Annotated in this window: 35 protein-coding genes; all 35 read left to right on the forward strand. The window is 55.4% G+C overall.

Annotated features, from left to right (window positions below; translation table 11 throughout):
- Nucleotides 1-16 precede the first annotated feature (16 nt).
- The 35 genes from rpoC (at nt 17) to bfr (ending at nt 24,858) form a co-directional block, all read left to right on the forward strand.
- Nucleotides 17-4,216, forward strand: coding sequence for a DNA-directed RNA polymerase subunit beta' (gene rpoC, locus F6S12_RS07555; RefSeq protein WP_011063778.1), 4,200 nt, complete (start codon nt 17-19; stop codon nt 4,214-4,216).
- Nucleotides 4,217-4,417: 201 nt separating this feature from the next.
- Nucleotides 4,418-4,789 carry a 30S ribosomal protein S12 gene (gene rpsL, locus F6S12_RS07560; protein ID WP_003186084.1) on the forward strand — a complete coding sequence of 124 codons (372 nt, stop codon included), beginning with the start codon at nt 4,418-4,420 and terminating at the stop codon, nt 4,787-4,789.
- Between the two features lie 111 nt (nt 4,790-4,900).
- Nucleotides 4,901-5,371 carry a 30S ribosomal protein S7 gene (rpsG, locus tag F6S12_RS07565; RefSeq protein WP_007925959.1) on the forward strand — a complete coding sequence of 157 codons (471 nt, stop codon included), beginning with the start codon at nt 4,901-4,903 and terminating at the stop codon, nt 5,369-5,371.
- A gap of 30 nt (nt 5,372-5,401) precedes the next feature.
- The gene (fusA, locus tag F6S12_RS07570; RefSeq protein WP_011063777.1) at nt 5,402-7,549 is read left to right on the forward strand and encodes an elongation factor G; all 2,148 of its coding nucleotides are present in this window, start codon (nt 5,402-5,404) and stop codon (nt 7,547-7,549) included.
- A 34-nt stretch (nt 7,550-7,583) separates the two neighbouring features.
- On the forward strand, nt 7,584-8,777 hold the full coding sequence (gene tuf / locus F6S12_RS07575) for an elongation factor Tu (protein ID WP_011063776.1): 1,194 nt from the start codon (nt 7,584-7,586) through the stop codon (nt 8,775-8,777).
- A gap of 140 nt (nt 8,778-8,917) precedes the next feature.
- Entirely contained in the window at nt 8,918-9,229 is a 312-nt protein-coding gene (rpsJ, locus tag F6S12_RS07580; RefSeq protein WP_003186070.1) for a 30S ribosomal protein S10, read from the forward strand.
- Nucleotides 9,230-9,309: 80 nt separating this feature from the next.
- Nucleotides 9,310-9,945 carry a 50S ribosomal protein L3 gene (rplC, locus tag F6S12_RS07585; protein WP_007924205.1) on the forward strand — a complete coding sequence of 212 codons (636 nt, stop codon included), beginning with the start codon at nt 9,310-9,312 and terminating at the stop codon, nt 9,943-9,945.
- Between the two features lie 12 nt (nt 9,946-9,957).
- Entirely contained in the window at nt 9,958-10,560 is a 603-nt protein-coding gene (rplD, locus tag F6S12_RS07590; RefSeq protein ID WP_007924200.1) for a 50S ribosomal protein L4, read from the forward strand.
- A complete protein-coding gene (gene rplW / locus F6S12_RS07595; protein WP_002555488.1) occupies nt 10,557-10,856 on the forward strand; it encodes a 50S ribosomal protein L23 in 300 nt (99 codons plus the stop codon). The genes rplD and rplW overlap by 4 nt, the downstream gene beginning before the upstream one ends.
- A gap of 14 nt (nt 10,857-10,870) precedes the next feature.
- On the forward strand, nt 10,871-11,695 hold the full coding sequence (gene rplB, locus F6S12_RS07600; protein ID WP_011063775.1) for a 50S ribosomal protein L2: 825 nt from the start codon (nt 10,871-10,873) through the stop codon (nt 11,693-11,695).
- Nucleotides 11,696-11,711: 16 nt separating this feature from the next.
- Nucleotides 11,712-11,987, forward strand: coding sequence for a 30S ribosomal protein S19 (gene rpsS / locus F6S12_RS07605; RefSeq protein ID WP_002555486.1), 276 nt, complete (start codon nt 11,712-11,714; stop codon nt 11,985-11,987).
- A 13-nt stretch (nt 11,988-12,000) separates the two neighbouring features.
- A complete protein-coding gene (rplV, locus tag F6S12_RS07610) occupies nt 12,001-12,333 on the forward strand; it encodes a 50S ribosomal protein L22 (protein WP_003103908.1) in 333 nt (110 codons plus the stop codon).
- Between the two features lie 13 nt (nt 12,334-12,346).
- Complete coding sequence (rpsC, locus tag F6S12_RS07615) at nt 12,347-13,033, forward strand: 30S ribosomal protein S3 (protein WP_007924192.1); 687 nt, start codon at nt 12,347-12,349, stop codon at nt 13,031-13,033.
- Between the two features lie 12 nt (nt 13,034-13,045).
- Nucleotides 13,046-13,459: a 50S ribosomal protein L16 gene (gene rplP, locus F6S12_RS07620; RefSeq protein WP_003228729.1), complete on the forward strand. Its 414-nt coding sequence runs from the start codon at nt 13,046-13,048 to the stop codon at nt 13,457-13,459.
- Nucleotides 13,459-13,650, forward strand: coding sequence for a 50S ribosomal protein L29 (gene rpmC, locus F6S12_RS07625; protein ID WP_002555481.1), 192 nt, complete (start codon nt 13,459-13,461; stop codon nt 13,648-13,650). Before rplP ends, rpmC begins: the two co-directional genes overlap by 1 nt.
- Nucleotides 13,651-13,652: 2 nt before the next feature.
- Complete coding sequence (gene rpsQ / locus F6S12_RS07630) at nt 13,653-13,919, forward strand: 30S ribosomal protein S17 (protein WP_003194644.1); 267 nt, start codon at nt 13,653-13,655, stop codon at nt 13,917-13,919.
- A 23-nt stretch (nt 13,920-13,942) separates the two neighbouring features.
- Nucleotides 13,943-14,311, forward strand: coding sequence for a 50S ribosomal protein L14 (gene rplN / locus F6S12_RS07635; RefSeq protein ID WP_011063774.1), 369 nt, complete (start codon nt 13,943-13,945; stop codon nt 14,309-14,311).
- A gap of 11 nt (nt 14,312-14,322) precedes the next feature.
- Nucleotides 14,323-14,637, forward strand: a complete 315-nt coding sequence (gene rplX / locus F6S12_RS07640) for a 50S ribosomal protein L24 (protein WP_010443924.1) — start codon at nt 14,323-14,325, stop codon at nt 14,635-14,637.
- 20 nt (nt 14,638-14,657) lie between these two features.
- Entirely contained in the window at nt 14,658-15,197 is a 540-nt protein-coding gene (gene rplE, locus F6S12_RS07645; protein WP_003210069.1) for a 50S ribosomal protein L5, read from the forward strand.
- A gap of 13 nt (nt 15,198-15,210) precedes the next feature.
- Nucleotides 15,211-15,516, forward strand: a complete 306-nt coding sequence (gene rpsN / locus F6S12_RS07650) for a 30S ribosomal protein S14 (RefSeq protein WP_003228726.1) — start codon at nt 15,211-15,213, stop codon at nt 15,514-15,516.
- Between the two features lie 207 nt (nt 15,517-15,723).
- Nucleotides 15,724-16,116 (forward strand): 30S ribosomal protein S8, encoded by a 393-nt coding sequence (rpsH, locus tag F6S12_RS07655; protein WP_011063773.1) that lies wholly within the window; start codon nt 15,724-15,726, stop codon nt 16,114-16,116.
- 12 nt (nt 16,117-16,128) lie between these two features.
- Entirely contained in the window at nt 16,129-16,662 is a 534-nt protein-coding gene (gene rplF / locus F6S12_RS07660) for a 50S ribosomal protein L6 (protein WP_007924185.1), read from the forward strand.
- Between the two features lie 10 nt (nt 16,663-16,672).
- Nucleotides 16,673-17,023: a 50S ribosomal protein L18 gene (rplR, locus tag F6S12_RS07665; protein ID WP_003186037.1), complete on the forward strand. Its 351-nt coding sequence runs from the start codon at nt 16,673-16,675 to the stop codon at nt 17,021-17,023.
- A 3-nt stretch (nt 17,024-17,026) separates the two neighbouring features.
- Nucleotides 17,027-17,527, forward strand: a complete 501-nt coding sequence (gene rpsE, locus F6S12_RS07670; protein WP_007924184.1) for a 30S ribosomal protein S5 — start codon at nt 17,027-17,029, stop codon at nt 17,525-17,527.
- A gap of 2 nt (nt 17,528-17,529) precedes the next feature.
- The gene (gene rpmD / locus F6S12_RS07675; RefSeq protein WP_003176408.1) at nt 17,530-17,706 is read left to right on the forward strand and encodes a 50S ribosomal protein L30; all 177 of its coding nucleotides are present in this window, start codon (nt 17,530-17,532) and stop codon (nt 17,704-17,706) included.
- A 3-nt stretch (nt 17,707-17,709) separates the two neighbouring features.
- Nucleotides 17,710-18,144 (forward strand): 50S ribosomal protein L15, encoded by a 435-nt coding sequence (rplO, locus tag F6S12_RS07680; RefSeq protein WP_007924183.1) that lies wholly within the window; start codon nt 17,710-17,712, stop codon nt 18,142-18,144.
- Entirely contained in the window at nt 18,145-19,473 is a 1,329-nt protein-coding gene (gene secY, locus F6S12_RS07685) for a preprotein translocase subunit SecY (protein WP_003210064.1), read from the forward strand.
- A 24-nt stretch (nt 19,474-19,497) separates the two neighbouring features.
- Complete coding sequence (gene rpmJ / locus F6S12_RS07690; protein WP_002555468.1) at nt 19,498-19,614, forward strand: 50S ribosomal protein L36; 117 nt, start codon at nt 19,498-19,500, stop codon at nt 19,612-19,614.
- Nucleotides 19,615-19,744: 130 nt separating this feature from the next.
- Nucleotides 19,745-20,101, forward strand: a complete 357-nt coding sequence (gene rpsM / locus F6S12_RS07695) for a 30S ribosomal protein S13 (RefSeq protein ID WP_003186020.1) — start codon at nt 19,745-19,747, stop codon at nt 20,099-20,101.
- Nucleotides 20,102-20,131: 30 nt separating this feature from the next.
- Nucleotides 20,132-20,521: a 30S ribosomal protein S11 gene (gene rpsK, locus F6S12_RS07700; RefSeq protein WP_007924177.1), complete on the forward strand. Its 390-nt coding sequence runs from the start codon at nt 20,132-20,134 to the stop codon at nt 20,519-20,521.
- A gap of 18 nt (nt 20,522-20,539) precedes the next feature.
- The gene (rpsD, locus tag F6S12_RS07705) at nt 20,540-21,160 is read left to right on the forward strand and encodes a 30S ribosomal protein S4 (RefSeq protein ID WP_011063772.1); all 621 of its coding nucleotides are present in this window, start codon (nt 20,540-20,542) and stop codon (nt 21,158-21,160) included.
- A 22-nt stretch (nt 21,161-21,182) separates the two neighbouring features.
- Nucleotides 21,183-22,184, forward strand: coding sequence for a DNA-directed RNA polymerase subunit alpha (locus F6S12_RS07710; RefSeq protein ID WP_007970428.1), 1,002 nt, complete (start codon nt 21,183-21,185; stop codon nt 22,182-22,184).
- Nucleotides 22,185-22,226: 42 nt separating this feature from the next.
- Entirely contained in the window at nt 22,227-22,613 is a 387-nt protein-coding gene (gene rplQ, locus F6S12_RS07715; protein ID WP_007924175.1) for a 50S ribosomal protein L17, read from the forward strand.
- Nucleotides 22,614-22,789: 176 nt separating this feature from the next.
- Complete coding sequence (locus F6S12_RS07720; protein ID WP_019094236.1) at nt 22,790-24,238, forward strand: catalase; 1,449 nt, start codon at nt 22,790-22,792, stop codon at nt 24,236-24,238.
- 155 nt (nt 24,239-24,393) lie between these two features.
- On the forward strand, nt 24,394-24,858 hold the full coding sequence (gene bfr, locus F6S12_RS07725) for a bacterioferritin (RefSeq protein ID WP_011063770.1): 465 nt from the start codon (nt 24,394-24,396) through the stop codon (nt 24,856-24,858).
- Nucleotides 24,859-24,873: the final 15 nt, after the last annotated feature.

Consider the following 24,873-nt stretch of genomic DNA (forward strand, 5'->3'; position numbering starts at 1 on the left):
GCCAGGAGGAAAGGCCTTGAAAGACCTACTGAATTTGCTGAAAAACCAGGGTCAAGTCGAAGAGTTCGACGCCATCCGTATCGGATTGGCCTCGCCTGAGATGATCCGTTCGTGGTCGTTCGGTGAAGTTAAAAAGCCGGAAACCATCAACTACCGTACGTTCAAGCCTGAGCGTGACGGCCTGTTCTGCGCCAAGATCTTTGGCCCGGTAAAGGATTACGAGTGCCTGTGCGGTAAGTACAAGCGCTTGAAGCATCGCGGCGTGATCTGCGAGAAGTGCGGCGTTGAAGTTGCGCTGGCCAAGGTTCGTCGTGAGCGCATGGCGCACATCGAACTGGCTTCGCCGGTTGCCCACATCTGGTTCCTGAAATCGCTGCCGTCCCGTATCGGCTTGCTGATGGACATGACTCTGCGTGATATCGAGCGCGTTCTCTACTTCGAGAGCTACGTCGTTATCGATCCAGGCATGACCACCCTTGAAAAAGGTCAGCTGCTGAACGATGAGCAGTACTTCGAAGCGCTGGAAGAGTTCGGCGATGACTTCGACGCCCGCATGGGTGCCGAGGCTGTCCGCGAGCTGCTGCACGCTATCGACCTGGAGCACGAGATTGGCCGTCTGCGTGAAGAGATTCCGCAAACCAACTCGGAAACCAAGATCAAGAAGCTGTCCAAGCGTCTGAAGTTGATGGAAGCCTTCCAGGGTTCCGGCAACCTGCCAGAGTGGATGGTGCTGACCGTTCTGCCGGTTCTGCCGCCAGATCTGCGTCCACTGGTCCCGCTGGATGGCGGTCGTTTCGCGACTTCCGACCTCAACGATCTGTATCGTCGAGTGATCAACCGTAACAACCGTTTGAAGCGCCTGCTGGATCTGTCCGCTCCGGACATCATCGTGCGCAACGAAAAGCGTATGTTGCAGGAAGCTGTCGATGCACTGCTCGACAACGGTCGTCGTGGCCGCGCTATCACCGGTTCCAACAAGCGTCCTCTGAAATCCCTGGCTGACATGATCAAGGGTAAGCAAGGTCGTTTCCGTCAGAACTTGCTCGGTAAGCGTGTTGACTACTCCGGTCGTTCGGTAATTACCGTAGGTCCGACCCTGCGTCTGCACCAGTGCGGTCTGCCGAAGAAGATGGCTCTCGAGCTGTTCAAACCGTTCATCTTCGGCAAGTTGGAAATGCGTGGCCTGGCCACCACCATCAAAGCCGCCAAGAAGATGGTCGAGCGCGAACTGCCAGAGGTTTGGGACGTTCTCGCTGAAGTGATCCGTGAACACCCGGTTCTCCTCAACCGTGCACCGACCCTTCACCGTCTGGGTATCCAGGCGTTTGAACCGGTACTGATCGAAGGTAAGGCTATCCAGCTGCACCCTCTGGTCTGTGCTGCGTACAACGCCGACTTCGACGGCGACCAAATGGCCGTGCACGTACCGCTGACACTGGAAGCCCAGTTGGAAGCGCGTGCGTTGATGATGTCGACCAACAACATTCTGTCGCCAGCCAACGGTGAGCCAATCATCGTTCCGTCGCAGGACGTTGTATTGGGTCTGTACTACATGACCCGTGAAGCGATCAACGCCAAGGGCGAAGGTCGCGTTTTCGCCGACCTGCAGGAAGTCGACCGCGTATTCCGCGCCGGCGAAGCTGCTCTGCACGCCAAGATCAAGGTTCGCATCAGCGAAACCGTCAATGATCGTGATGGCGGCAGCGTGAGCGCCACCCGTATCGTCGACACCACTGTCGGCCGTGCTCTGCTGTTCCAGGTTGTGCCGAAGGGCCTGTCGTTCGACGTCGTCAACCTGCCGATGAAGAAGAAGGCGATCTCCAAGCTGATCAACCAGTGCTACCGCGTGGTTGGTCTGAAAGAGACCGTGATCTTCGCTGACCAGTTGATGTACACCGGTTTCGCTTATTCGACCATTTCCGGCGTTTCCATCGGTGTTAACGACTTCGTTATCCCGGATGAAAAAGCTCGCATCATCGGTGCTGCCACCGACGAAGTGAAAGAAATCGAGAGCCAGTACGCCTCCGGCCTGGTAACCCAGGGCGAGAAGTACAACAAAGTGATCGACCTTTGGTCGAAGGCCAACGACGAAGTATCCAAGGCGATGATGGCCAACCTCTCGAAAGAGAAGGTCATCGACCGCAATGGCGACGAAGTCGAGCAAGAATCGTTCAACTCGATGTACATGATGGCTGACTCGGGTGCGCGGGGTTCCGCAGCACAGATCCGTCAGCTGGCCGGTATGCGTGGTCTGATGGCCAAGCCGGACGGCTCCATCATCGAAACGCCGATTACTGCGAACTTCCGTGAAGGTCTGAGCGTACTCCAGTACTTCATCTCGACTCACGGTGCTCGTAAAGGTCTGGCGGATACCGCGTTGAAAACTGCGAACTCCGGTTACCTGACTCGTCGTCTGGTGGACGTTGCGCAGGATCTGGTTGTAACCGAGATCGATTGCGGCACCGAACACGGCCTGCTGATGACTCCGCACATTGAAGGCGGCGACGTTGTAGAGCCACTGGGTGAGCGCGTATTGGGTCGTGTTATCGCCCGTGACGTATTCAAGCCGGGTACCGAGGACGTCATCGTTCCTGCCGGCACTCTGGTAGACGAAAAGTGGGTTGAATTCATCGAGCTCAACAGCATCGACGAAGTGATCGTGCGTTCGCCGATCAGTTGCGAAACCCGCTATGGCATCTGCGCCAAGTGCTACGGCCGTGACCTGGCTCGTGGTCACCAGGTGAACATTGGTGAGGCGGTCGGCGTTATCGCTGCCCAATCCATCGGTGAGCCGGGTACCCAGCTGACCATGCGTACGTTCCACATTGGTGGTGCGGCAAGCCGTACTTCCGCAGCCGACAGCGTTCAGGTGAAGAATGGCGGTACCGTCCGTCTGCACAACCTGAAGCACGTTGAGCGTGTGGATGGTCACCTGGTTGCTGTGTCCCGTTCCGGTGAGCTGGCAATCGCTGATGACTTCGGTCGTGAGCGCGAGCGTTACAAGCTGCCGTACGGTGCTGTGATTTCGGTTAAAGAAGGTGACAAGGTCGACGCTGGCGCTATCGTGGCCAAGTGGGATCCGCACACTCACCCGATCGTTACCGAAATGAAAGGTACCGTGACCTACGTGGGCATGGAAGAAGGCATCACGATCAAGCGTCAGACTGACGAATTGACCGGTATGACCAACATTGAAGTGCTTGACGTCAAAGACCGTCCAGCTGCCGGCAAGGACATCCGTCCTGCTGTGAAGATGGTGGGTATGGATGGCAAGGATCTGCTGCTGCCAGGTACCGACGTACCGGCACAGTACTTCCTGCCGGCTAACGCCCTGGTCGGTGTTGCCGACGGTGCGCAGATTGCGATCGGTGATGTTATCGCTCGTATTCCGCAAGAAACTTCGAAGACCCGTGACATCACCGGTGGTCTGCCGCGTGTTGCCGACCTGTTCGAAGCTCGTCGTCCGAAAGAAGCGTCGATTCTGGCTGAAGTCAGCGGCACCATCGCGTTCGGTAAAGAGACCAAGGGCAAGCGCCGTCTGGTCATTACTCCGAACGACGGTAGCGATCCGTATGAAGAGCTGATTCCGAAGTGGCGTCACCTGAACGTCTTCGAAGGCGAACAAGTGAACCGCGGCGAAGTTATCTCCGACGGTCCGAGCGATCCACACGATATCCTGCGTCTGCTGGGTGTCAGTGCGCTGGCCAAGTACATCGTCAACGAGATCCAAGACGTTTACCGTCTGCAAGGCGTGAAGATCAACGACAAGCACATCGAGACCATTCTGCGTCAGATGCTGCGTAAGGTTGAAATCGCCGAGTCCGGCGACTCCAGCTTCATCAAGGGCGACCAGATGGAACTGACTCACGTACTGGTAGAAAACGAGCGTCTGAGCACCGAAGACAAATTCGTCGCCAAGTTCACCCGCGTACTGCTGGGTATCACCAAGGCGTCCTTGTCCACCGAATCGTTCATCTCGGCGGCCTCTTTCCAGGAGACCACCCGTGTACTGACCGAAGCGGCGGTAACTGGCAAGCGCGACTACCTGCGTGGCCTGAAAGAAAACGTGGTCGTGGGTCGTCTGATCCCGGCCGGTACTGGCCTGGCGTACCACAGCGAGCGTAAGCGTCGTCGTGATGCAGACAAGCCGCTGCGCGTAAGCGCAAGCGAAGTCGAAGCAGCACTGACTGAAGCGCTGAACTCCAGCGGTAATTGAGGTCTGCAGTAGATTGAGACGGGGCCCCGGCTTTTTCGATTGAGAGTCAAGACACTTTTTGTCGAGGTTCGCTGATCGGGGAGGCCGGGGCCTTGCCTTGACTGGGGGCAAGATCCTCTTTAGACTCTTGTACCCCTAAATTTGGTGGAGCTCCTGCTCTGCCATTTTGTTTATGTCGAAAGACAACAGTGGAGCTAGTAGATGGCAACTATCAACCAGCTGGTACGTCAGCCGCGTAAGCGTATCGTCGAGAAATCCGACGTGCCTGCGCTGCAGAACTGCCCGCAACGTCGTGGCGTGTGCACTCGCGTGTACACCACTACGCCGAAAAAACCTAACTCGGCACTGCGTAAAGTGTGCCGTGTGCGTCTGACCAACGGTTTCGAGGTTTCCTCGTACATCGGTGGTGAAGGCCACAACCTGCAAGAGCACAGCGTCGTACTGATTCGCGGCGGCCGTGTAAAAGACTTGCCAGGTGTTCGTTACCACACCGTTCGCGGCTCCCTGGATACCTCCGGCGTTAAAGGTCGTAACCAAGGTCGTTCGAAGTACGGTACCAAGCGTCCGAAGTAATCGGTCGTTTTGCAGTTTTTAATTATATTGAGTCGATAAGAGTAAGGTCGGGCACGCGTCCATTGGATCAACTGTCCCGAGCTAACCTGAAGACCGTTTGAGGGCTTATCAATGCCAAGACGTCGCGTAGCAGCCAAACGTGAGATTCTGGACGATCCGAAATACGGAAGCCAGATCCTCGCCAAGTTCATGAACCACGTAATGGAAAGCGGCAAGAAAGCCGTTGCCGAGCGTATCGTTTATGGCGCGCTGGAAAAAGTTAAAGAGCGCAAGAACAGCGATCCCCTGGAAATCTTCGAGAAAGCTCTCGACGCCATCGCTCCGCTGGTCGAAGTGAAGTCGCGCCGTGTAGGCGGTGCTACTTACCAGGTTCCGGTCGAAGTTCGTCCGTCCCGTCGTAACGCTCTGGCAATGCGCTGGTTGGTAGACTTCGCCCGCAAGCGCGGCGAGAAGTCTATGGCTCTGCGTTTGGCTGGCGAACTGCTGGACGCTGCCGAAGGCAAAGGTGCTGCAGTTAAGAAGCGTGAAGACGTTCACCGTATGGCTGAAGCCAACAAGGCTTTCTCGCACTACCGCTTCTAATATCGGCATCATTCATTTTGCGAGGGCTTTATGGCTCGTACTACAGCAATCAACCGCTACCGTAACATCGGTATCTGTGCCCACGTTGACGCGGGCAAGACTACCACTACCGAGCGGATCCTGTTCTACACAGGTCTCAGCCACAAGATGGGTGAGGTGCATGACGGCGCTGCGACCACCGACTGGATGGTGCAGGAGCAGGAGCGCGGTATTACCATTACCTCCGCTGCTGTAACTACCTTCTGGAAAGGTTCGCGCGGCCAATACGATAACTATCGTGTAAACGTTATCGATACCCCTGGCCACGTTGACTTCACCATTGAAGTAGAGCGCTCCCTGCGTGTACTCGACGGCGCGGTCGTTGTGTTCTGCGGTACTTCCGGTGTTGAGCCTCAGTCTGAAACCGTATGGCGTCAAGCCAACAAGTACGGTGTTCCACGTGTTGTTTACGTGAACAAGATGGACCGTGCTGGTGCCAACTTCCTGCGCGTTGTTGGCCAGATCAAGAACCGCCTGGGTCATACCCCGGTTCCGGTCCAGCTGGCTATCGGTGCTGAAGATAACTTCGAAGGTCAGGTTGATCTGATCAAGATGAAGGCTATCTACTGGAACGACGACGACAAGGGTACTACCTATCGCGAGGAAGAAATTCCTGCCGATATGCTGGACCTGGCTAACGAGTGGCGCTCCAACATGGTTGAAGCTGCTGCTGAAGCCAACGAAGAGCTGATGAACAAGTACCTTGAAGAAGGTGACCTGACTGTCGAAGAGATCAAGGCCGGTCTGCGTGCGCGCACCCTGGCTAGCGAGATCGTTCCGGCCGTCTGCGGTTCGTCGTTCAAGAACAAGGGCGTTCCCCTGGTTCTCGATGCCGTTATCGACTTCCTGCCTGCTCCTACCGAGATCCCGGCGATCAAGGGTATCCATCCGGATCTCATCGAGAAGCCGAAGGATGAGCTGGTAGAGGCTGACTACGACGAGCGTCATGCTGACGATGCTGAACCGTTCTCGGCTCTGGCATTCAAGATTGCTACCGACCCGTTCGTTGGTACTCTGACTTTCGTGCGCGTTTACTCGGGCTTCCTGAGCTCGGGCGACTCCGTGATCAACTCGGTCAAGGGCAAGAAAGAGCGCGTTGGTCGTATGGTGCAGATGCACGCCAACCAGCGTGAAGAGATCAAAGAAGTACGTGCAGGCGACATCGCTGCTCTGATCGGCATGAAGGACGTCACCACTGGTGACACTCTGTGCGATCTCGACAAGCAGATCATTCTTGAGCGTATGGACTTCCCTGAGCCTGTAATTTCGGTAGCGGTAGAGCCGAAAACCAAGCAGGACCAGGAAAAGATGGGTATTGCACTGGGCAAGCTGGCTCAGGAAGACCCGTCGTTCCGCGTCAAGACCGACGAAGAGACTGGCCAGACCATCATCTCCGGTATGGGTGAGCTGCACCTGGACATCCTCGTTGACCGCATGAAGCGCGAGTTCAACGTCGAAGCCAACATCGGCAAGCCGCAGGTTTCGTACCGCGAGAAGATCAGCAAGAGCAACGTTGAGATCGAAGGCAAGTTCGTTCGTCAGTCCGGCGGTCGCGGTCAGTTCGGTCACTGCTGGATCCGTTTCTCGGAGCCAGACGTCGATGCGAACGGCAACATCACCGAAGGTCTGGTCTTCACCAACGAGGTTGTTGGTGGTGTGGTTCCTAAGGAATACATCCCGGCTATCCAGAAGGGTATCGAAGAGCAGATGAAGAACGGCGTCGTTGCCGGTTATCCGCTGATCGGCCTGAAGGCTACCGTGTTTGATGGTTCCTACCACGACGTCGACTCCAACGAGATGGCGTTCAAGGTGGCAGCCTCCATGGCGACCAAGCAGCTGGCCCAGAAGGGTGGCGGCGTTGTGCTCGAGCCGATCATGAAGGTTGAAGTTGTAACCCCAGAGGACTACATGGGTGACGTGATGGGTGACCTGAACCGTCGTCGTGGTCTGATTCAGGGTATGGATGACTCGGTGTCCGGCAAGGTTATCCGTGCTGAAGTGCCACTGGGTGAAATGTTCGGTTATGCAACTGACGTTCGTTCCATGTCTCAGGGTCGCGCGAGCTACTCCATGGAATTCTCCAAATACGCCGAAGCTCCGTCGAACATCGTCGAAGCTCTCGTTAAAAAACAAGGCTGATTCAGTCTCCCCTTTAGGCTAGGAGTTAATTGTCGTGGCTAAAGAAAAATTTGAACGTAACAAACCGCACGTCAACGTTGGCACTATCGGTCACGTTGACCACGGTAAAACCACTCTGACCGCTGCTCTGACTCGCGTTTGCTCCGAAGTTTTCGGTTCGGCTCGTGTTGACTTCGACAAGATCGACAGCGCCCCAGAAGAAAAAGCTCGTGGTATCACCATCAACACTGCGCACGTAGAGTACGACTCGAACATTCGTCACTACGCGCACGTTGACTGCCCAGGTCACGCCGACTACGTCAAAAACATGATCACTGGTGCTGCCCAGATGGACGGCGCGATCTTGGTTTGCTCGGCTGCCGATGGTCCGATGCCGCAAACTCGTGAGCACATCCTGTTGTCCCGTCAGGTAGGCGTTCCGTACATCGTTGTCTTCCTGAACAAGGCTGACATGGTTGACGACGCTGAGCTGCTGGAACTGGTTGAGATGGAGGTGCGCGATCTGCTGAGCACTTACGACTTCCCAGGTGACGACACTCCGATCATCATCGGTTCGGCTCTGATGGCTCTGAACGGCCAAGACGACAACGAAATGGGTACCACCGCTGTTAAGCGTCTGGTAGAAACTCTGGATACCTACATCCCAGAGCCAGAGCGTGCAATCGACAAGCCGTTCCTGATGCCAATCGAAGACGTATTCTCGATCTCCGGCCGTGGCACCGTGGTAACTGGCCGTGTTGAGCGTGGTATCGTTCGCATCCAGGAAGAAGTTGAGATCGTTGGTCTGCGCGACACTCAGAAAACTACCTGCACCGGCGTTGAAATGTTCCGCAAGCTGCTCGACGAAGGTCGTGCTGGCGAGAACTGCGGCGTTCTGCTGCGTGGTACCAAGCGTGACGACGTTGAGCGTGGCCAGGTTCTGGTTAAGCCAGGCACCGTTAAGCCGCACACCAAGTTCACTGCTGAAGTTTACGTTCTGAGCAAGGAAGAAGGCGGCCGTCATACTCCGTTCTTCAAAGGCTACCGTCCACAGTTCTACTTCCGTACTACTGACGTGACTGGTAACTGCGAGCTGCCAGAAGGCGTTGAAATGGTAATGCCAGGTGACAACATCCAGATGACTGTCACTCTGATCAAAACCATCGCGATGGAAGATGGTCTGCGTTTCGCTATCCGTGAAGGCGGTCGTACCGTCGGCGCTGGCGTCGTAGCCAAAGTCATCGAGTAATCGACGACTCATGAAGAAGCCCCCGCTTGCGGGGGCTTTTTTATTGGGTTGACACTCTGTGGGGCCGTCTATAGAATTGCGCCTCCTTTTAACGGGCGTATTGCGCCCGGTGGGAATAGCAGCCTGGAGTCTGAAATCCAATGCAAAATCAGCAAATCCGTATCAGGTTGAAGGCTTTCGACCATCGCCTGATCGACCAATCCACCCAGGAAATCGTGGAAACCGCGAAACGTACTGGTGCTCAAGTGCGTGGTCCAATTCCACTGCCTACCCGTAAAGAGCGGTTCACCGTTCTGGTCTCCCCGCACGTCAACAAAGACGCGCGTGACCAGTACGAGATCCGTACTCATAAGCGCGTACTGGACATCGTCCAGCCAACGGATAAAACCGTTGATGCTCTTATGAAGCTTGATCTTGCGGCAGGTGTGGAAGTGCAGATCAGCCTCGGCTAAGACTCGGTCTTAGTCGTGTAACGCTCTGAAATGGGCGGCCATAGCGGGTGAAAGCCCCGTACACTCATGAGGTTTACAACATGACTATTGGTGTAGTCGGTCGTAAATGCGGTATGACCCGTATTTTCACCGAAGAAGGTGTCTCCATTCCGGTCACGGTCATTGAGATCGAGCCGAATCGCGTCACCCAGTTCAAAACTGAAGAAACCGATGGCTATCGTGCAGTGCAGGTCACTGTAGGTGAGCGTCGTGCTTCGCGCGTGACTGCTGCTCAAGCAGGTCACTTCGCTAAAGCGAACGTTGCTGCCGGTCGTGGCGTTTGGGAATTCCGTCTTGAAGAAGGCGAGTACCAAGCTGGCGATCTGATCAATGCAGAAATCTTCGCTGCTGGCCAACTGGTAGACGTTACCGGTCAGTCGAAAGGTAAAGGCTTCGCCGGTACCATCAAGCGTTGGAATTTCCGCGGTCAAGATAACACCCACGGTAACTCCGTTTCCCACCGCGTCCCGGGCTCTATTGGCCAGTGCCAGACTCCTGGTCGTGTATTCAAGGGCAAAAAAATGTCCGGTCATATGGGCGCTGAGCGCGTGACCGTGCAGTCCCTGGAAGTAGTGCGCGTCGACGCTGAACGCAATCTGTTGTTGGTCAAGGGTGCTGTTCCTGGCGCTACTGGCGGCAACCTGGTTGTACGTCCGGCGGCCAAGGCTCGCGGTTAAGGGGAAGCTGACATGCAATTAAATGTAAATGACGCTCAAGCGATCGAAGTTTCCGAACTGACATTTGGCGGCGAATTCAACGAGACGCTGGTTCACCAAGCAGTCGTGGCCTACATGGCCGGCGGCCGTCAAGGTAGCAAGCAGCAAAAGACCCGTTCCGACGTTTCCGGTGGCGGCAAGCGCCCATGGCGTCAGAAAGGTACTGGCCGTGCTCGTGCCGGTACTATCCGTAGCCCAATCTGGCGTGGCGGCGGTACCACTTTCGCAGCTCGTCCTCAGGATCACTCCCAGAAGCTGAACAAGAAGATGTATCGCGCAGCAATGCGTTCCATCCTTGCTGAGCTGGTGCGTACTGATCGTCTGGTCGTGGTTCAGGATTTCGCTGTTGAAACTCCGAAAACCAAAGATCTGCTGGGCAAGCTGAACAACATGAGCCTGACCGACGTTCTGATCGTGTCGGACGCTGTTGATCAGAACCTGTACCTGGCTGCTCGTAACCTGCCACACGTTGATGTTCGTGACGTGCAAGGTTCCGATCCAGTTAGTCTGATCGCATACGACAAAGTGTTGATCACTGTGTCGGCCGTGAAGAAATTCGAGGAGCTGCTGGGATGAACCAGGAACGCGTATTTAAAGTTCTGCTTGGCCCGCACGTTTCCGAGAAGGCTACGGTTCTGGCAGACAAGAAAGGCCAGTTCGTTTTCAAGGTTGCTACTGACGCAACCAAGCTGGAAATCAAGAAGGCCGTCGAAAGCCTGTTCAGCGTGAAAGTGGAACGCGTTACTACCCTGAACGTTCTGGGTAAGAGCAAGCGTACCGCTCGCGGTCTGGGCAAGCGTAATGACTGGAAGAAGGCAGTTATCTCCCTTCAGCCAGGCCAAGATCTCGATTTCAGCAGCAGTGCTGAGTAAGGAAGGGGTGCATCATGGCAATCGTTAAATGCAAACCGACTTCCCCTGGCCGCCGTTTTGTGGTCAAGGTGGTCAACCAGGAGCTGCATAAAGGCGCTCCTCACGCACCGCTGCTCGAGAAGAAATCGAAGTCTGGTGGTCGTAACAACAATGGCCGCATTACCACTCGTCACGTTGGTGGTGGTCATAAGCAGCATTACCGTCTGGTCGACTTCCGTCGCAACGACAAAGATGGCATCGCTGCCACTGTCGAGCGTATCGAATACGATCCAAACCGTACTGCTCACATCGCTCTGCTGCTGTACGCAGATGGCGAGCGTCGCTACATCATCGCCCCTAAAGGCGTGAGCGCTGGCGACCAGCTGATCGCAGGTGCTCTGGCACCGATCAAGCCGGGCAACGCTCTGCAACTGCGCAACATTCCAGTTGGTAGCACCGTACACGGCATCGAACTGAAGCCAGGTAAAGGCGCGCAAATCGCTCGTTCGGCTGGTGCTTCGGCTCAGCTGGTCGCTCGTGAAGGTGTCTACGTGACCCTGCGTCTGCGTTCTGGTGAGATGCGTAAAGTGCTGGCTGAATGCCGCGCGACCCTGGGCGAAGTCTCGAACTCCGAGCACAGCCTGCGTTCGCTGGGTAAAGCTGGTGCCAAACGCTGGCGTGGCGTTCGCCCAACCGTTCGTGGTGTTGCCATGAACCCGGTTGACCACCCACATGGTGGTGGTGAAGGTCGTACCTCTGGTGGTCGTCATCCGGTATCGCCATGGGGCTTCCCGACTAAGGGCGCGAAGACTCGTGGTAATAAGCGTACCGACAAAATGATCGTCCGTCGTCGCAAGTAAATAGAGGGATACGACAGTGCCACGTTCTCTGAAAAAAGGTCCTTTTATTGATCTTCACCTACTGAAGAAGATCGAAGTGGCGGCGGAAAAGAACGATCGCAAACCAGTTAAGACCTGGTCGCGCCGTTCCATGATCCTGCCACAAATGGTCGGTCTGACCATTGCTGTGCATAACGGTCGTCAGCATGTTCCAGTTCTCGTGAACGAAGACATGGTCGGCCACAAACTGGGCGAGTTCGCCGGTACCCGTACATATCGCGGGCACGTGGCTGACAAGAAAGCCAAGCGTTAAGGGGTAAGGAATGATGGAAGTAGCCGCTAAGTTGTCGGGCGCTCGAATCTCCGCCCAGAAAGCCCGCTTGGTCGCCGACCAGATCCGCGGGAAGAAGGTGGGCGAAGCGCTCAACCTGTTGGCTTTCAGCAGTAAGAAAGCCGCCGAGATCATGAAGAAAGTGCTGGAGTCGGCCGTAGCCAACGCCGAGCATAACGAAGGCGCAGACGTTGATGACCTGAAGGTCTCCACCGTTTTCGTCAACGAAGGGCGTTCGCTGAAGCGCATCATGCCACGTGCCAAAGGCCGTGCTGATCGCATCGTCAAGCGGTCTTGCCATATCACTGTCAAGGTTGCTGACAAGTAACGGAGTCGAAGAGATGGGTCAGAAAGTACATCCCATTGGCATTCGCCTGGGAATCGTCAAGGAGCACACCTCCGTCTGGTACGCAGACGGTCGGACTTATGCGGACTATTTGCTCGCAGATCTGAATGTGCGTGAGTATCTCCAAGACAAACTAAAAAGCGCGTCCGTAAGCCGTATCGATATCCATCGTCCGGCTCAAACTGCACGCATCACCATCCACACCGCTCGTCCCGGCATCGTGATCGGCAAGAAAGGTGAAGATGTTGAGAAGCTGCGTCAGGACCTGACCAAGCAAATGGGTGTGCCTGTGCACATCAATATCGAAGAGATCCGCAAGCCGGAGCTCGACGGTATGCTGGTTGCGCAGAGCGTAGCTCAGCAGCTGGAGCGTCGCGTAATGTTCCGTCGTGCTATGAAGCGCGCCGTACAGAACGCCATGCGCATTGGTGCCAAAGGCATCAAAATCCAAGTGAGCGGTCGTCTCGGCGGTGCTGAAATCGCACGTACTGAATGGTATCGCGAAGGTCGTGTGCCACTGCACACCCTGCGTGCCGATATCGACTATGCCACCTACGAAGCTCACACCACTTACGGTGTGATCGGTGTGAAGGTTTGGATCTTCAAAGGCGAAGTAATTGGTGGTCGCCAAGAAGAGCTGAAGCCGCAAGCACCTGCGCCTCGTAAAAAAGCTGCTAAGTAAGGGGTACGCCAAATGTTGCAACCAAAGCGTACGAAGTTCCGCAAGCAAATGACCGGCCACAACCGTGGTCTGGCATTGCGCGGTAGCAAAGTCAGCTTCGGCGAGTTCGCGCTGAAGTCTGTTGCTCGTGGTCGTCTCACCGCTCGTCAGATCGAGTCAGCGCGTCGTGCTCTGACCCGTCACGTAAAACGTGGTGGCAAGATCTGGATCCGTGTATTCCCGGACAAGCCTATTTCCAAAAAGCCTCTCGAAGTTCGGATGGGTAAAGGTAAGGGTAACGTCGAATACTGGGTAGCCCAGATTCAGCCAGGCAAAGTCCTGTATGAAATCGAGGGTGTTTCTGAAGAGCTGGCGCGTGAGGCTTTCGCCCTGGCTGCTGCAAAGCTGCCGCTCGCCACCTCCTTTGTTAAACGGACGGTGATGTGATGAAAGCGAATGAACTTCGTGAAAAATCCGCACAGCAGCTGAACGAGCAACTGCTCGGCCTGCTGCGCGACCAGTTCAATCTGCGTATGCAGAAAGCAACTGGCCAGTTGGGGCAGTCTCATCTGCTCTCGCAAGTTAAGCGTGACATCGCTCGCGTGAAGACTGTGCTCAACCAGCAGGCAGGTAAGTAATCATGGCTGAAGCCGAAAAAACTGTCCGTACGCTGACTGGCCGTGTTGTCAGCGACAAGATGGACAAGACCATCACCGTTCTGATCGAGCGTCGCGTTAAGCACCCTATCTACGGTAAATACGTTAAGCGTTCGACTAAGCTGCACGCGCACGACGAAACCAACCAGTGCCACATCGGCGACAAAGTCACTATTCGTGAAACTCGTCCGATGGCCAAGACCAAGTCTTGGGCCCTGGTTGATGTTCTCGAACGCGCTGTGGAAGTCTAAGGGCTAGGGGTCGGAGAAATTATATGATTCAGACTCAATCCATGCTCGATGTGGCCGATAACAGCGGCGCTCGCCGCGTTATGTGCATCAAGGTGCTGGGTGGCTCCCATCGTCGTTACGCTGGTATCGGTGACATCATCAAAGTTACCGTCAAGGAAGCAATTCCTCGCGGTAAGGTGAAAAAAGGCCAAGTGATGACTGCTGTTGTAGTCCGCACTCGCCATGGTGTTCGTCGTGCAGACGGCTCCATCATCCGCTTTGATGGCAACGCTGCTGTTCTGTTGAACAACAAGCAAGAGCCGATCGGCACCCGTATCTTTGGGCCAGTGACCCGTGAACTTCGCAACGAGAAGTTCATGAAGATCGTCTCGCTCGCCCCAGAAGTGCTGTAAGGAGATCCGACATGCAAAAGATTCGTCGTGACGACGAGATCATCGTGATCGCCGGCAAAGACAAAGGTAAGCGCGGTAAGGTGCTTAAGGTTCTGGCTGACGACCGTCTGGTCGTCGGTGGCCTGAACCTGGTCAAGCGTCATACCAAGCCTAACCCGATGTCGGGCGTACAGGGCGGTATCGTCGAGAAAGAAGCGCCACTGCACGCTTCCAACGTCGCCATTTTCAACAGCGAAACCAACAAGGCTGACCGCGTTGGTTTCAAAGTAGAAGACGGCAAAAAAATTCGTGTCTTCAAGTCGACCCAAAAAGCGGTTGATGCTTGAACACTGCTAGGTAGAAGACCATGGCACGACTAAAAGAGATTTACCGGAAGGAAATCGCTCCGAAACTTAAGGAAGAACTTAAGCTTTCGAACGTGATGGAAGTTCCGCGCGTTACCAAAATCACCCTGAACATGGGTCTGGGCGAAGCAATCGGCGACAAAAAAGTCATCGAGCATGCTGTTGCTGACCTGGAAAAGATCACCGGCCAGAAAGTCGTTGTGACCTACGCTCGTAAATCCATCGCTGGCTTCAAAGTCCGCGAAGGATGGCCGATCGGCGTCAAAGTGACCCTGCGCCGTGAGCGTATGTACGAGTTCCTGGATCGTCTGCTGTCGATCTCCCTGCCTCGGGTTCGCGACTTCCGCGGCCTGAATGCCAAGTCCTTCGACGGTCGTGGCAACTACAGCATGGGCGTTAAAGAGCAGATCATTTTCCCGGAAATCGATTACGACAAGATCGATGCTCTCCGCGGTCTGGACATTACCCTGACCACCACTGCTAAGAACGATGATGAAGGCCGCGCTCTGCTGCGTGCTTTCAAATTCCCGTTCCGCAACTGATTGGAGTAGGAAAATGGCCAAGAAGAGCATGAAGAACCGTGAGCTGAAGCGTCAGCTCACCGTTGCCAAGTACGCCACCAAGCGTGCAGCGCTGAAAGCTATCATCGTGGATCTGAACGCAAGTCCAGAAGCTCGTTGGGAAGCTACCGTAGCTCTGCAGAAGCAGCCACGTGATGCAAGCGCTTCGCGCATGCGTAACCGCTGCCGCCTGACTGGTCGTCCGCACGGCGTTTACCGGAAGTTCGGCCTGGGCCGTAACAAGCTGCGTGAAGCTGCAATGCGTGGTGACGTACCAGGTCTGGTTAAAGCCAGCTGGTAATAGCTATCAAAGTCTCGGTGTTCGGGCTCGCAAGATCCCGATCGCCGGTGGCCTTGAACGTGAATCAAGCCCCTTTTGGGGCTTGATTCATTTCTGGGGTGTGTCTAGAATGACCGGCTCGCCTGAGCCCGTGTTTTTTGCCCGGAATTTCTCGGCGACAGTTGTAGCCGCAAGGCTAATTCTTTTTGTATCAGGAGCATCTAGCCCATGAGTATGCAGGACCCGTTAGCGGACATGCTAACTCGAATCCGTAATGCCCAGATGGCTGAAAAGTCCGTCGTAAGCATGCCGTCTTCCACGCTGAAGGTGGCTGTAGCAAAAGTCCTGAAGGACGAAGGTTACATCGCGGGTTATCAGATCAGCAGCGAAATCAAACCTCTGCTGTCCATCGAGCTGAAGTACTTCGAAGGCCGTCCGGTCATCGAAGAAGTGAAGCGCGTTAGCCGTCCAGGCCTGCGTCAGTACAAGTCCGTTGAAGAACTGCCGAAAGTACGTGGCGGTCTTGGCGTGTCTATCGTCTCCACCAACAAAGGTGTGATGACTGATCGTGCTGCGCGCGCTGCCGGTGTCGGCGGCGAAGTTCTTTGCACTGTGTTCTAAGGGGGGATAAGCATGTCTCGCGTCGCTAAGAACCCCGTTAAGCTGCCAGCTGGTGTCGAAGTCAAATTCGCCGGCCAACAGCTTTCGGTGAAGGGTGCCAAGGGCACTCTCGAACTGAACGTACACTCGTCCGTTGAAATTGTTCAGGAAGCTGGTGAGCTGCGTTTCGCTGCTCGCAACGGCGACCAACAAACTCGCGCAATGGCCGGTACCACTCGTGCTCTGGTAAACAACATGGTCCAAGGCGTAAGCCAAGGCTTCGAGCGCAAGCTCCAGCTGGTCGGTGTTGGTTACAAGGCACAGGCAAAAGGCACAGTGCTGAACCTGGCCCTCGGCTTCTCGCATCCAGTGGATTACGAACTGCCGGAAGGCATCACCGCTGAGACTCCTAGCCAGACCGATATCCTGATCAAGGGCATCGATAAGCAGCTGGTAGGTCAAGTGGCCGCTGAGATCCGCGACTTCCGTCCACCAGAGCCTTACAAAGGCAAAGGTGTGCGCTACGCGGACGAAGTCGTCCGTCGTAAAGAAGCCAAGAAGAAGTAGGGCATAGCAAATGACCGACAAAAAAGTTACTCGACTGCGTCGCGCTCGCAAAGCACGCCTGAAAATGCACGAACTCGAAGTCGTGCGTCTCTGCGTGTTCCGCTCTTCGCAGCACATCTACGCCCAGGTCATTTCGGCCGACGGCAACAAAGTCCTGGCAAGTGCCTCGACTTTGGATAAAGAACTGCGTGATGGCGCCACTGGCAACATCGACGCGGCCACTAAGGTTGGCCAGCTGGTCGCTACGCGTGCGAAAGCCGCTGGCGTCTCGCAGGTGGCTTTCGACCGCTCTGGCTTCAAGTACCACGGCCGCGTCAAGGCGCTGGCTGATGCTGCTCGTGAAGCTGGGCTGGAGTTCTAAGTTATGTCAAATAACGACCAAAAGCGCGACGAAGGCTACATCGAGAAGCTGGTTCAAGTTAACCGCGTAGCCAAAACCGTAAAAGGCGGCCGTATCTTCACTTTCACCGCGTTGACCGTGGTTGGTGATGGTAAGGGCCGTGTTGGCTTCGGCCGTGGCAAGTCGCGTGAAGTGCCTGCTGCGATCCAGAAGGCAATGGAAGCTGCTCGCCGCAACATGATCCAAGTTGACCTGAATGGCACCACTCTGCAGTACGCAATGAAGTCCGCTCACGGCGCTTCCAAGGTGTACATGCAGCCTGCTTCTGAAGGTACCGGTATCATCGCTGGCGGCGCTATGCGTGCTGTCCTCGAGGTAGCTGGCGTTCAGAACGTTCTGGCCAAGTGCTACGGCTCGACTAACCCAGTAAACGTGGTTCACGCCACTTTCAAGGGTTTGAAAGCAATGCAGTCCCCTGAATCCATTGCCGCCAAGCGTGGCAAAAGCGTCCAGGAGATCATCTGATCATGGCTACCGTAAAAGTAACGCTGATCAAAAGCATGACCGGCCGTATCCCTAACCACAAACTGTGCGTTAAGGGTCTGGGTCTGCGTCGCATCGGTCACACTGTAGAAGTCCAGGATACTCCCGAGAATCGCGGGATGATCAACAAGGCTTACTACATGCTGCGTGTCGAGGGTTAATCGATGAAACTCAATGATCTGAGTCCAGCGCCGGGTTCCCGTCGCGAAAAGCATCGTCCGGGCCGTGGTATCGGTAGTGGTTTGGGTAAGACTGGTGGCCGTGGTCACAAAGGTCAGACTTCCCGCTCCGGTGGCACCATTGCTCCAGGCTTTGAAGGCGGTCAACAGCCGCTGCATCGTCGCCTGCCGAAGTTCGGTTTCGTTTCCCTGAAGGCCATGGATCGCGCAGAAGTGCGTCTGTCCGAGCTGGCTAAAGTGGAAGGCGACATCGTCACCGTGCAGTCCCTGAAAGATGCCAACGTGATTAACCAAAACGTTCAGCGTGTGAAAATCATGCTGTCCGGCGAAGTTACTCGCGCTGTGACCATCAAGGGTATCGCAGCCACCAAAGGTGCGCGTGCGGCTATCGAAGCAGCTGGCGGCAAGTTCGAGGAATAAATGGCTAAGCAAGGTGCTCTCTCTGCGCTCGGCAAAGGCGGTATGTCTGAACTTTGGGCTCGTCTGCGTTTTCTGTTCTTGGCGATTATCGTCTACCGAATAGGCGCACACATCCCGGTTCCAGGTATCAACCCTGACCGACTCGCGGACCTGTTTCGACAGAATGAGGGGACCATTCTTAGCTTGTTCAACATGTTTTCCGGCGGCGCGCTGGAACGGATGAGCATCTTTGCACTGGGGATCATGCCGTATATCTCGGCATCGATCATCATGCAGCTGATGACAGCCGTCAGCCCGCAGTTGGAGCAGTTGAAGAAGGAAGGTGAAGCTGGCCGTCGCAAGATCAGCCAGTACACCCGCTACGGCACTGTCATCCTGGCCCTGGTTCAAGCTATCGGCATGTCCGTTGGCTTGGCGGGTCAGGGTGTTGCGTTCACTGGTGACTTTGGCTTCCATTTCGTCGCGGTATCCACTTTTGTGGCTGGTGCGATGTTCATGATGTGGCTGGGTGAGCAGATTACTGAGCGTGGTGTTGGCAACGGTATCTCGATGTTGATTTTCGCAGGTATCGTCGCCGGTCTTCCGAGAGCGATCGGGCAGTCTTTCGAGTCTGCACGTCAGGGTGATATCAACATTTTTGCCCTGGTTGCGATCGGTTTGCTGGCAGTAGCGATTATCGGTTTTGTGGTGTTCATTGAGCGTGGTCAGCGTCGTATTGCTGTTCATTACGCCAAGCGTCAGCAGGGCCGCAAGGTATTTGCTGCGCAGACCAGCCACTTGCCGCTGAAAGTGAATATGGCCGGTGTTATTCCTGCTATCTTCGCGAGCAGCATTTTGCTGTTTCCGGCTTCGTTGGGTGCCTGGTTCGGTCAGTCTGAAGGTATGGGCTGGTTGCAGGACATCTCGCAGTCGATCGCTCCTGGTCAGCCGTTGAATATTCTGCTGTTTAGTGCAGGGATTATTTTCTTCTGCTTCTTCTATACGGCGTTGATGTTCAATCCGAAAGACGTAGCGGAAAACCTGAAGAAGTCCGGTGCCTTTATTCCGGGCATCCGTCCAGGTGAGCAGTCGGCGCGCTACATTGATGGCGTTCTGACTCGTTTGACCATGTTCGGTGCTCTATATATGACGGCCGTCTGCCTGTTGCCCCAGTTCCTGGTGGTTGCTGCAAACGTTCCGTTCTACCTTGGCGGGACCTCGTTGCTGATCGTGGTCGTGGTTGTTATGGACTTTATGTCGCAAGTACAATCGCACCTCGTTTCCCACCAGTACGAATCCCTGATGAAGAAAGCCAACCTGAAGGGTTACGGCAGCGGCATGCTGCGCTAATCCATAAGGTTCGAGGAGTTGGTGATGAAAGTTCGTGCATCGGTGAAAAAGCTGTGCCGTAACTGCAAGATTATTCGCCGCGAAGGTGTTGTTCGAGTAATTTGCAGCGCGGAACCGCGTCACAAACAGCGCCAAGGCTGAGTGTGATTGTGCTTCAAGCCCGGCAGCTAGTGCGCTGCCGGGTTGATTATTTGTTATTACAGCGATATTATCTCGCGCCCTATTTCTTGGCTTCCGGGGCGTAGGTAGCTGTCAATTGGAGTCCCACTGAATGGCCCGTATTGCAGGCGTTAACATTCCAGATAACAAGCATACTGTTATCTCGCTGACCTACATCTATGGTGTTGGTCGCACTACTGCGCAGAAAATCTGCGCGGTGACTGGGGTCAACCCAGCTGCGAAGATCAAGGATCTGAGCGACGAGCAAATTGAACAGCTGCGTGGCGAAGTGGCGAAGTTCACCACTGAAGGTGACCTGCGTCGCGAAATCAACATGAAAATCAAACGCTTGATGGATCTGGGCTGCTACCGCGGTCTGCGCCATCGTCGTGGTCTTCCAGTGCGCGGTCAGCGTACCAAGACCAACGCGCGTACTCGCAAAGGTCCGCGTAAGCCGATCCGCAAGTAATCGCACCAGCGAATCGACAGGAATTTAGTCATGGCAAAACCTGCTGCTCGTCCTCGTAAAAAGATTAAAAAGACAGTGGTTGATGGCATCGCCCACATCCACGCGTCTTTCAACAACACCATCGTGACCATCACCGACCGTCAAGGTAACGCTCTTTCCTGGGCAACCTCCGGTGGTTCGGGTTTCCGCGGTTCTCGCAAGTCCACCCCGTTCGCTGCTCAAGTAGCTGCTGAGCGTGCTGGTCAAGCTGCGCTGGAATATGGCCTGAAAAACCTCGACGTCAACGTCAAGGGTCCAGGTCCAGGTCGTGAATCCGCAGTCCGCGCTTTGAACGGCTGTGGCTACAAGATCGCCAGCATCACCGACGTGACGCCAATCCCGCACAACGGGTGCCGTCCGCCGAAGAAGCGCCGCGTGTAATCCAGGAGATTGTAAAGAATGGCTCGTTACATTGGTCCAAAATGCAAACTGGCTCGTCGCGAAGGCACCGATCTCTTCCTGAAGAGCGGCGTGCGCGCTATCGAATCCAAGTGCAACATCGAAGCAGCTCCTGGCATCCACGGCCAGCGTCGCGGTCGTCAATCCGACTACGGCACCCAGCTGCGTGAAAAGCAAAAAGTTCGTCGTATCTACGGCGTACTCGAGCGTCAATTCAGCGGCTACTACAAACAAGCAGCTGGCAAGAAGGGCGCAACCGGCGAAAACCTGTTGCAACTGCTCGAATGCCGTCTGGACAACGTTGTGTACCGCATGGGCTTCGGTTCTACTCGTGCCGAATCCCGTCAGCTGGTATCGCACAAGTCGATCAGCGTGAACGGTCAGACCGTTAACGTTCCGTCCTACCAGGTTCGTGCTGGTGACGTGGTCGCTGTTCGCGAGAAAGCAAAAAATCAACTTCGCATTGTCCAAGCTCTCGATCTGTGTGCTCAACGTGGCCGCGTAGAATGGGTAGAAGTAGACACTGAGAAGAAGTCGGGCGTTTTCAAGAACGTTCCAGCTCGCAGTGATCTGTCCGCCGACATCAACGAAAGCCTGATTGTCGAGCTCTACTCCAAGTAAGGGCTAGAAAATAGGTGCATCCATGCAGATTTCGGTAAATGAGTTCCTGACACCCCGCCACATTGATGTGCAGGTTGTCAGTCCAACCCGCGCCAAGATCACCCTCGAGCCTCTCGAGCGTGGTTTTGGCCACACCCTGGGCAACGCGCTGCGCCGCATCCTGTTGTCCTCAATGCCCGGCTGTGCAGTAGTCGAGGCCGAGATTGACGGTGTGCTCCACGAGTACAGCGCCATCGAAGGTGTACAGGAAGACGTAATTGAAATCCTGTTGAACCTTAAAGGTCTGGCTATCAAGCTGCACGGCCGTGACGAAGTTACGCTGACCTTGTCGAAGAAGGGTTCGGGGGTGGTTACCGCTGCCGATATTCAGCTGGATCATGATGTCGAGATCGTTAATCCCGATCACGTAATCGCTAACCTGGCGTCTAACGGCGCCCTGAACATGAAGCTCGTAGTAGCTCGTGGTCGTGGTTATGAACCGGCCGACTCGCGTCAGAGCGATGAAGACGAAAGCCGCAGCATTGGTCGCTTGCAGCTCGACTCTTCGTTCAGCCCGGTTCGCCGTATCGCATACGTGGTGGAAAACGCCCGTGTCGAGCAGCGTACTAACCTGGACAAGCTGGTTATTGATCTGGAAACCAACGGTACTCTGGATCCTGAAGAGGCTATCCGTCGTGCTGCAACCATCCTGCAACAGCAGTTGGCTGCGTTCGTCGACCTCAAGGGTGACAGTGAGCCAGTGGTAGTCGAGCAGGAAGACGAGATCGATCCGATCCTGCTTCGCCCGGTTGACGATCTGGAACTGACTGTACGTTCGGCTAACTGCCTTAAGGCGGAAAACATTTACTACATCGGCGACCTGATTCAGCGTACCGAAGTAGAACTGTTGAAGACTCCGAACCTGGGCAAGAAATCCTTGACTGAAATCAAGGACGTTCTGGCCTCCCGCGGTCTGTCCCTCGGCATGCGCCTCGACAACTGGCCGCCTGCAAGTCTTAAGAAGGACGACAAGGCGACTGCCTGATCGTCGTAATCACCGAACGTTGTGTTTGGTAAGGAATGAACCATGCGTCATCGTAAAAGTGGGCGTCACCTGAGCCGCACCAGCTCGCACCGCAAGGCCATGTTCCAGAACATGGCGGTGTCGCTGTTCGAGCACGAGCTGATCAAAACTACACTGCCGAAAGCTAAAGAACTGCGCCGCGTTGCCGAGCCGCTGATCACTTTGGCCAAGACAGACAGCCTGGCTAACCGCCGTCTGGCTTTCGACCGTACCCGTTCGAAAGCTATCGTTGGTAAGCTCTTCAACGACCTGGGCAAGCGCTACGCTACCCGTGAGGGTGGCTACCTGCGCATCCTCAAGTGCGGTTTCCGCGCTGGCGACAACGCTCCTATGGCGTACGTTGAACTGGTTGATCGTGCTGTCGGCGGTGAAGCTGTATCCGCTGAGTAAGACGTCAGTCTGAAACAAGGAACCGGGCCTAGCGCCCGGTTTTTTGTGTCTGCCTATATTGGATATTTCTATCGTTAGCTAATGTGTAATGCATTGGATGTTGTAACACTGGTGGTCAATACTCTTTGTCAGCCGATTAGCCGGCAGTTTCACAGACTGACAGAGGAAGATTGAGCATGAGCCAGACCAAAACTCTTACTACCGCAAGTGGCGCTCCTGTCGCTGATAACCAGAACTCTCGTTCCGCCGGCCCCCGGGGCCCTCTGCTTCTCGACGATTTTCACCTGATCGAAAAGCTCGCCCATTTCAACCGCGAGAATATTCCCGAGCGTCGCGTGCACGCCAAGGGTTCAGGCGCCTATGGCACTTTCACCGTTTCTCGTGATATCACCGAATACACCAGCGCCAAGTTGTTTGAGGCGGTAGGCAAGAAGACTCCGACCTTCCTGCGTTTTTCCACGGTAGGCGGCGAGCGTGGTTCGGCAGACACCGAGCGTGACCCACGCGGCTTTGCCCTCAAGTTCTACACCGAAGAAGGCAACTGGGACATCGTAGGCAACAACACCCCGGTTTTCTTCATTCGCGACCCGCTGAAGTTTCCCGACTTTATCCACACCCAGAAGCGCTTGCCCCAGAGCAATCTGAAAAGTGCCCAGATGATGTGGGATTTCTGGTCCCATTCGCCCGAGGCGCTGCACCAGGTAACCATTCTGTTTTCCGATCGGGGTATTCCGGACGGCTACCGCCACATGCATGGCTTTGGCAGCCACACCTACAGCCTGATCAACGCCAAGGGTGAGCGGCATTGGGTCAAGTGGCACTACAAGACCAAGCAGGGCATCAAGAACCTGGCGCCGGCTGACGCAGCGCGCCTGGCCGGTACCGATCCTGATTACGCCCAGCGCGACCTGTTCAATGCGATCGAGCGCGGTGAGTTTCCGAAATGGAGCGTGTGCATTCAGGTCATGACCGAAGCTCAAGCCGCCGCGCATTACGAGAATCCCTTCGATGTGACCAAGACCTGGTCGCAGAAAGAGTTCCCGTTGATCGAAGTGGGTGAGCTGGAACTGAACCGCAACCCGTTGAATTACTTTGCAGAGGTCGAGCAGGCTGCATTCGGCCCTAGCAACATGGTACCTGGGGTAGGTCTTTCGCCGGATCGCATGCTGCAAGGCCGAGTATTCGCATACGCCGACGCGCATCGCTACCGTGTGGGTACCAACCACCAACAGTTGCCGGTGAACGCTCCATTGAGCCCGGTGAACAGCTACCAGCGCGACGGCTCCATGGCTTTCGGTACCAATGGTGGTGCGGCGCCTAACTACGAGCCCAACAGCTATGGCGATGCGCCGAAGCAGGCTCCACGTTATGCCGAGCCGGCCCTGGCACTCAGCGGTGCTGCGGACCGCTACGATCATCGTGAAGACACCGACTACTACAGCCACGCTGGTGCGTTGTTCCGCCTGATGAACGATGAGCAGAAGGCATTGCTGATCAATAACATCGCGGGCGCCATGGCTGGAGTGACGGCTGATGTGGTTGATCGGCAGTTGCAGCATTTCTACAAGGCCGACCCGGCTTACGGCGAAGGCATCGCCAAAGCTTTGGGCGTATCGCTCAAGTAAGTCTAAATAAGAAGCAGAACCGCCCTCATTAGGGCGGTTTTTGCGTTATTTCTACTGGTTTTCTCAGATATTCTTCACTTTTTCAGCTATTTCTAAGTGACCTGCAAGTCAGCTTGGTTCAAACTATCCACTTTCAAGCAGGGAGATGTAGGGCGATGCAAGGTCACCCGGACGTAATCGATTACCTCAACACGTTGCTGACGGGCGAGCTGGCAGCACGAGACCAATATTTCATCCACTCGCGGATGTACGAAGACTGGGGCTTTACCAAGCTCTATGAGCGTATCAACCATGAAATGGAAGAAGAGGCGCAACACGCCGACGCCCTGATGCGCCGCATCCTGATGCTCGAAGGCACTCCGCGCATGCGCCCTGACGATCTCGACACCGGAACCACGGTGCCGGAGATGCTGGCCAGCGACCTGCGCCTGGAATACAAGGTGCGCGCCGCGTTGTGCAAAGGCATCGAGCTGTGCGAGTTGCACAAGGACTATGTCAGCCGCGACATCTTGCGCATCCAGCTGGCGGATACCGAGGAAGATCACACCTACTGGCTGGAGAAGCAGTTGGGCCTGATCAAGTCCATCGGCCTGGAGAACTACCTGCAATCGCAGTTCTGATTGCCTTAGGTTTTG

The sequence above is a fragment of the Pseudomonas sp. JV245A genome (assembly GCF_032424515.1).
Lineage (GTDB): Bacteria > Pseudomonadota > Gammaproteobacteria > Pseudomonadales > Pseudomonadaceae > Aquipseudomonas > Aquipseudomonas protegens.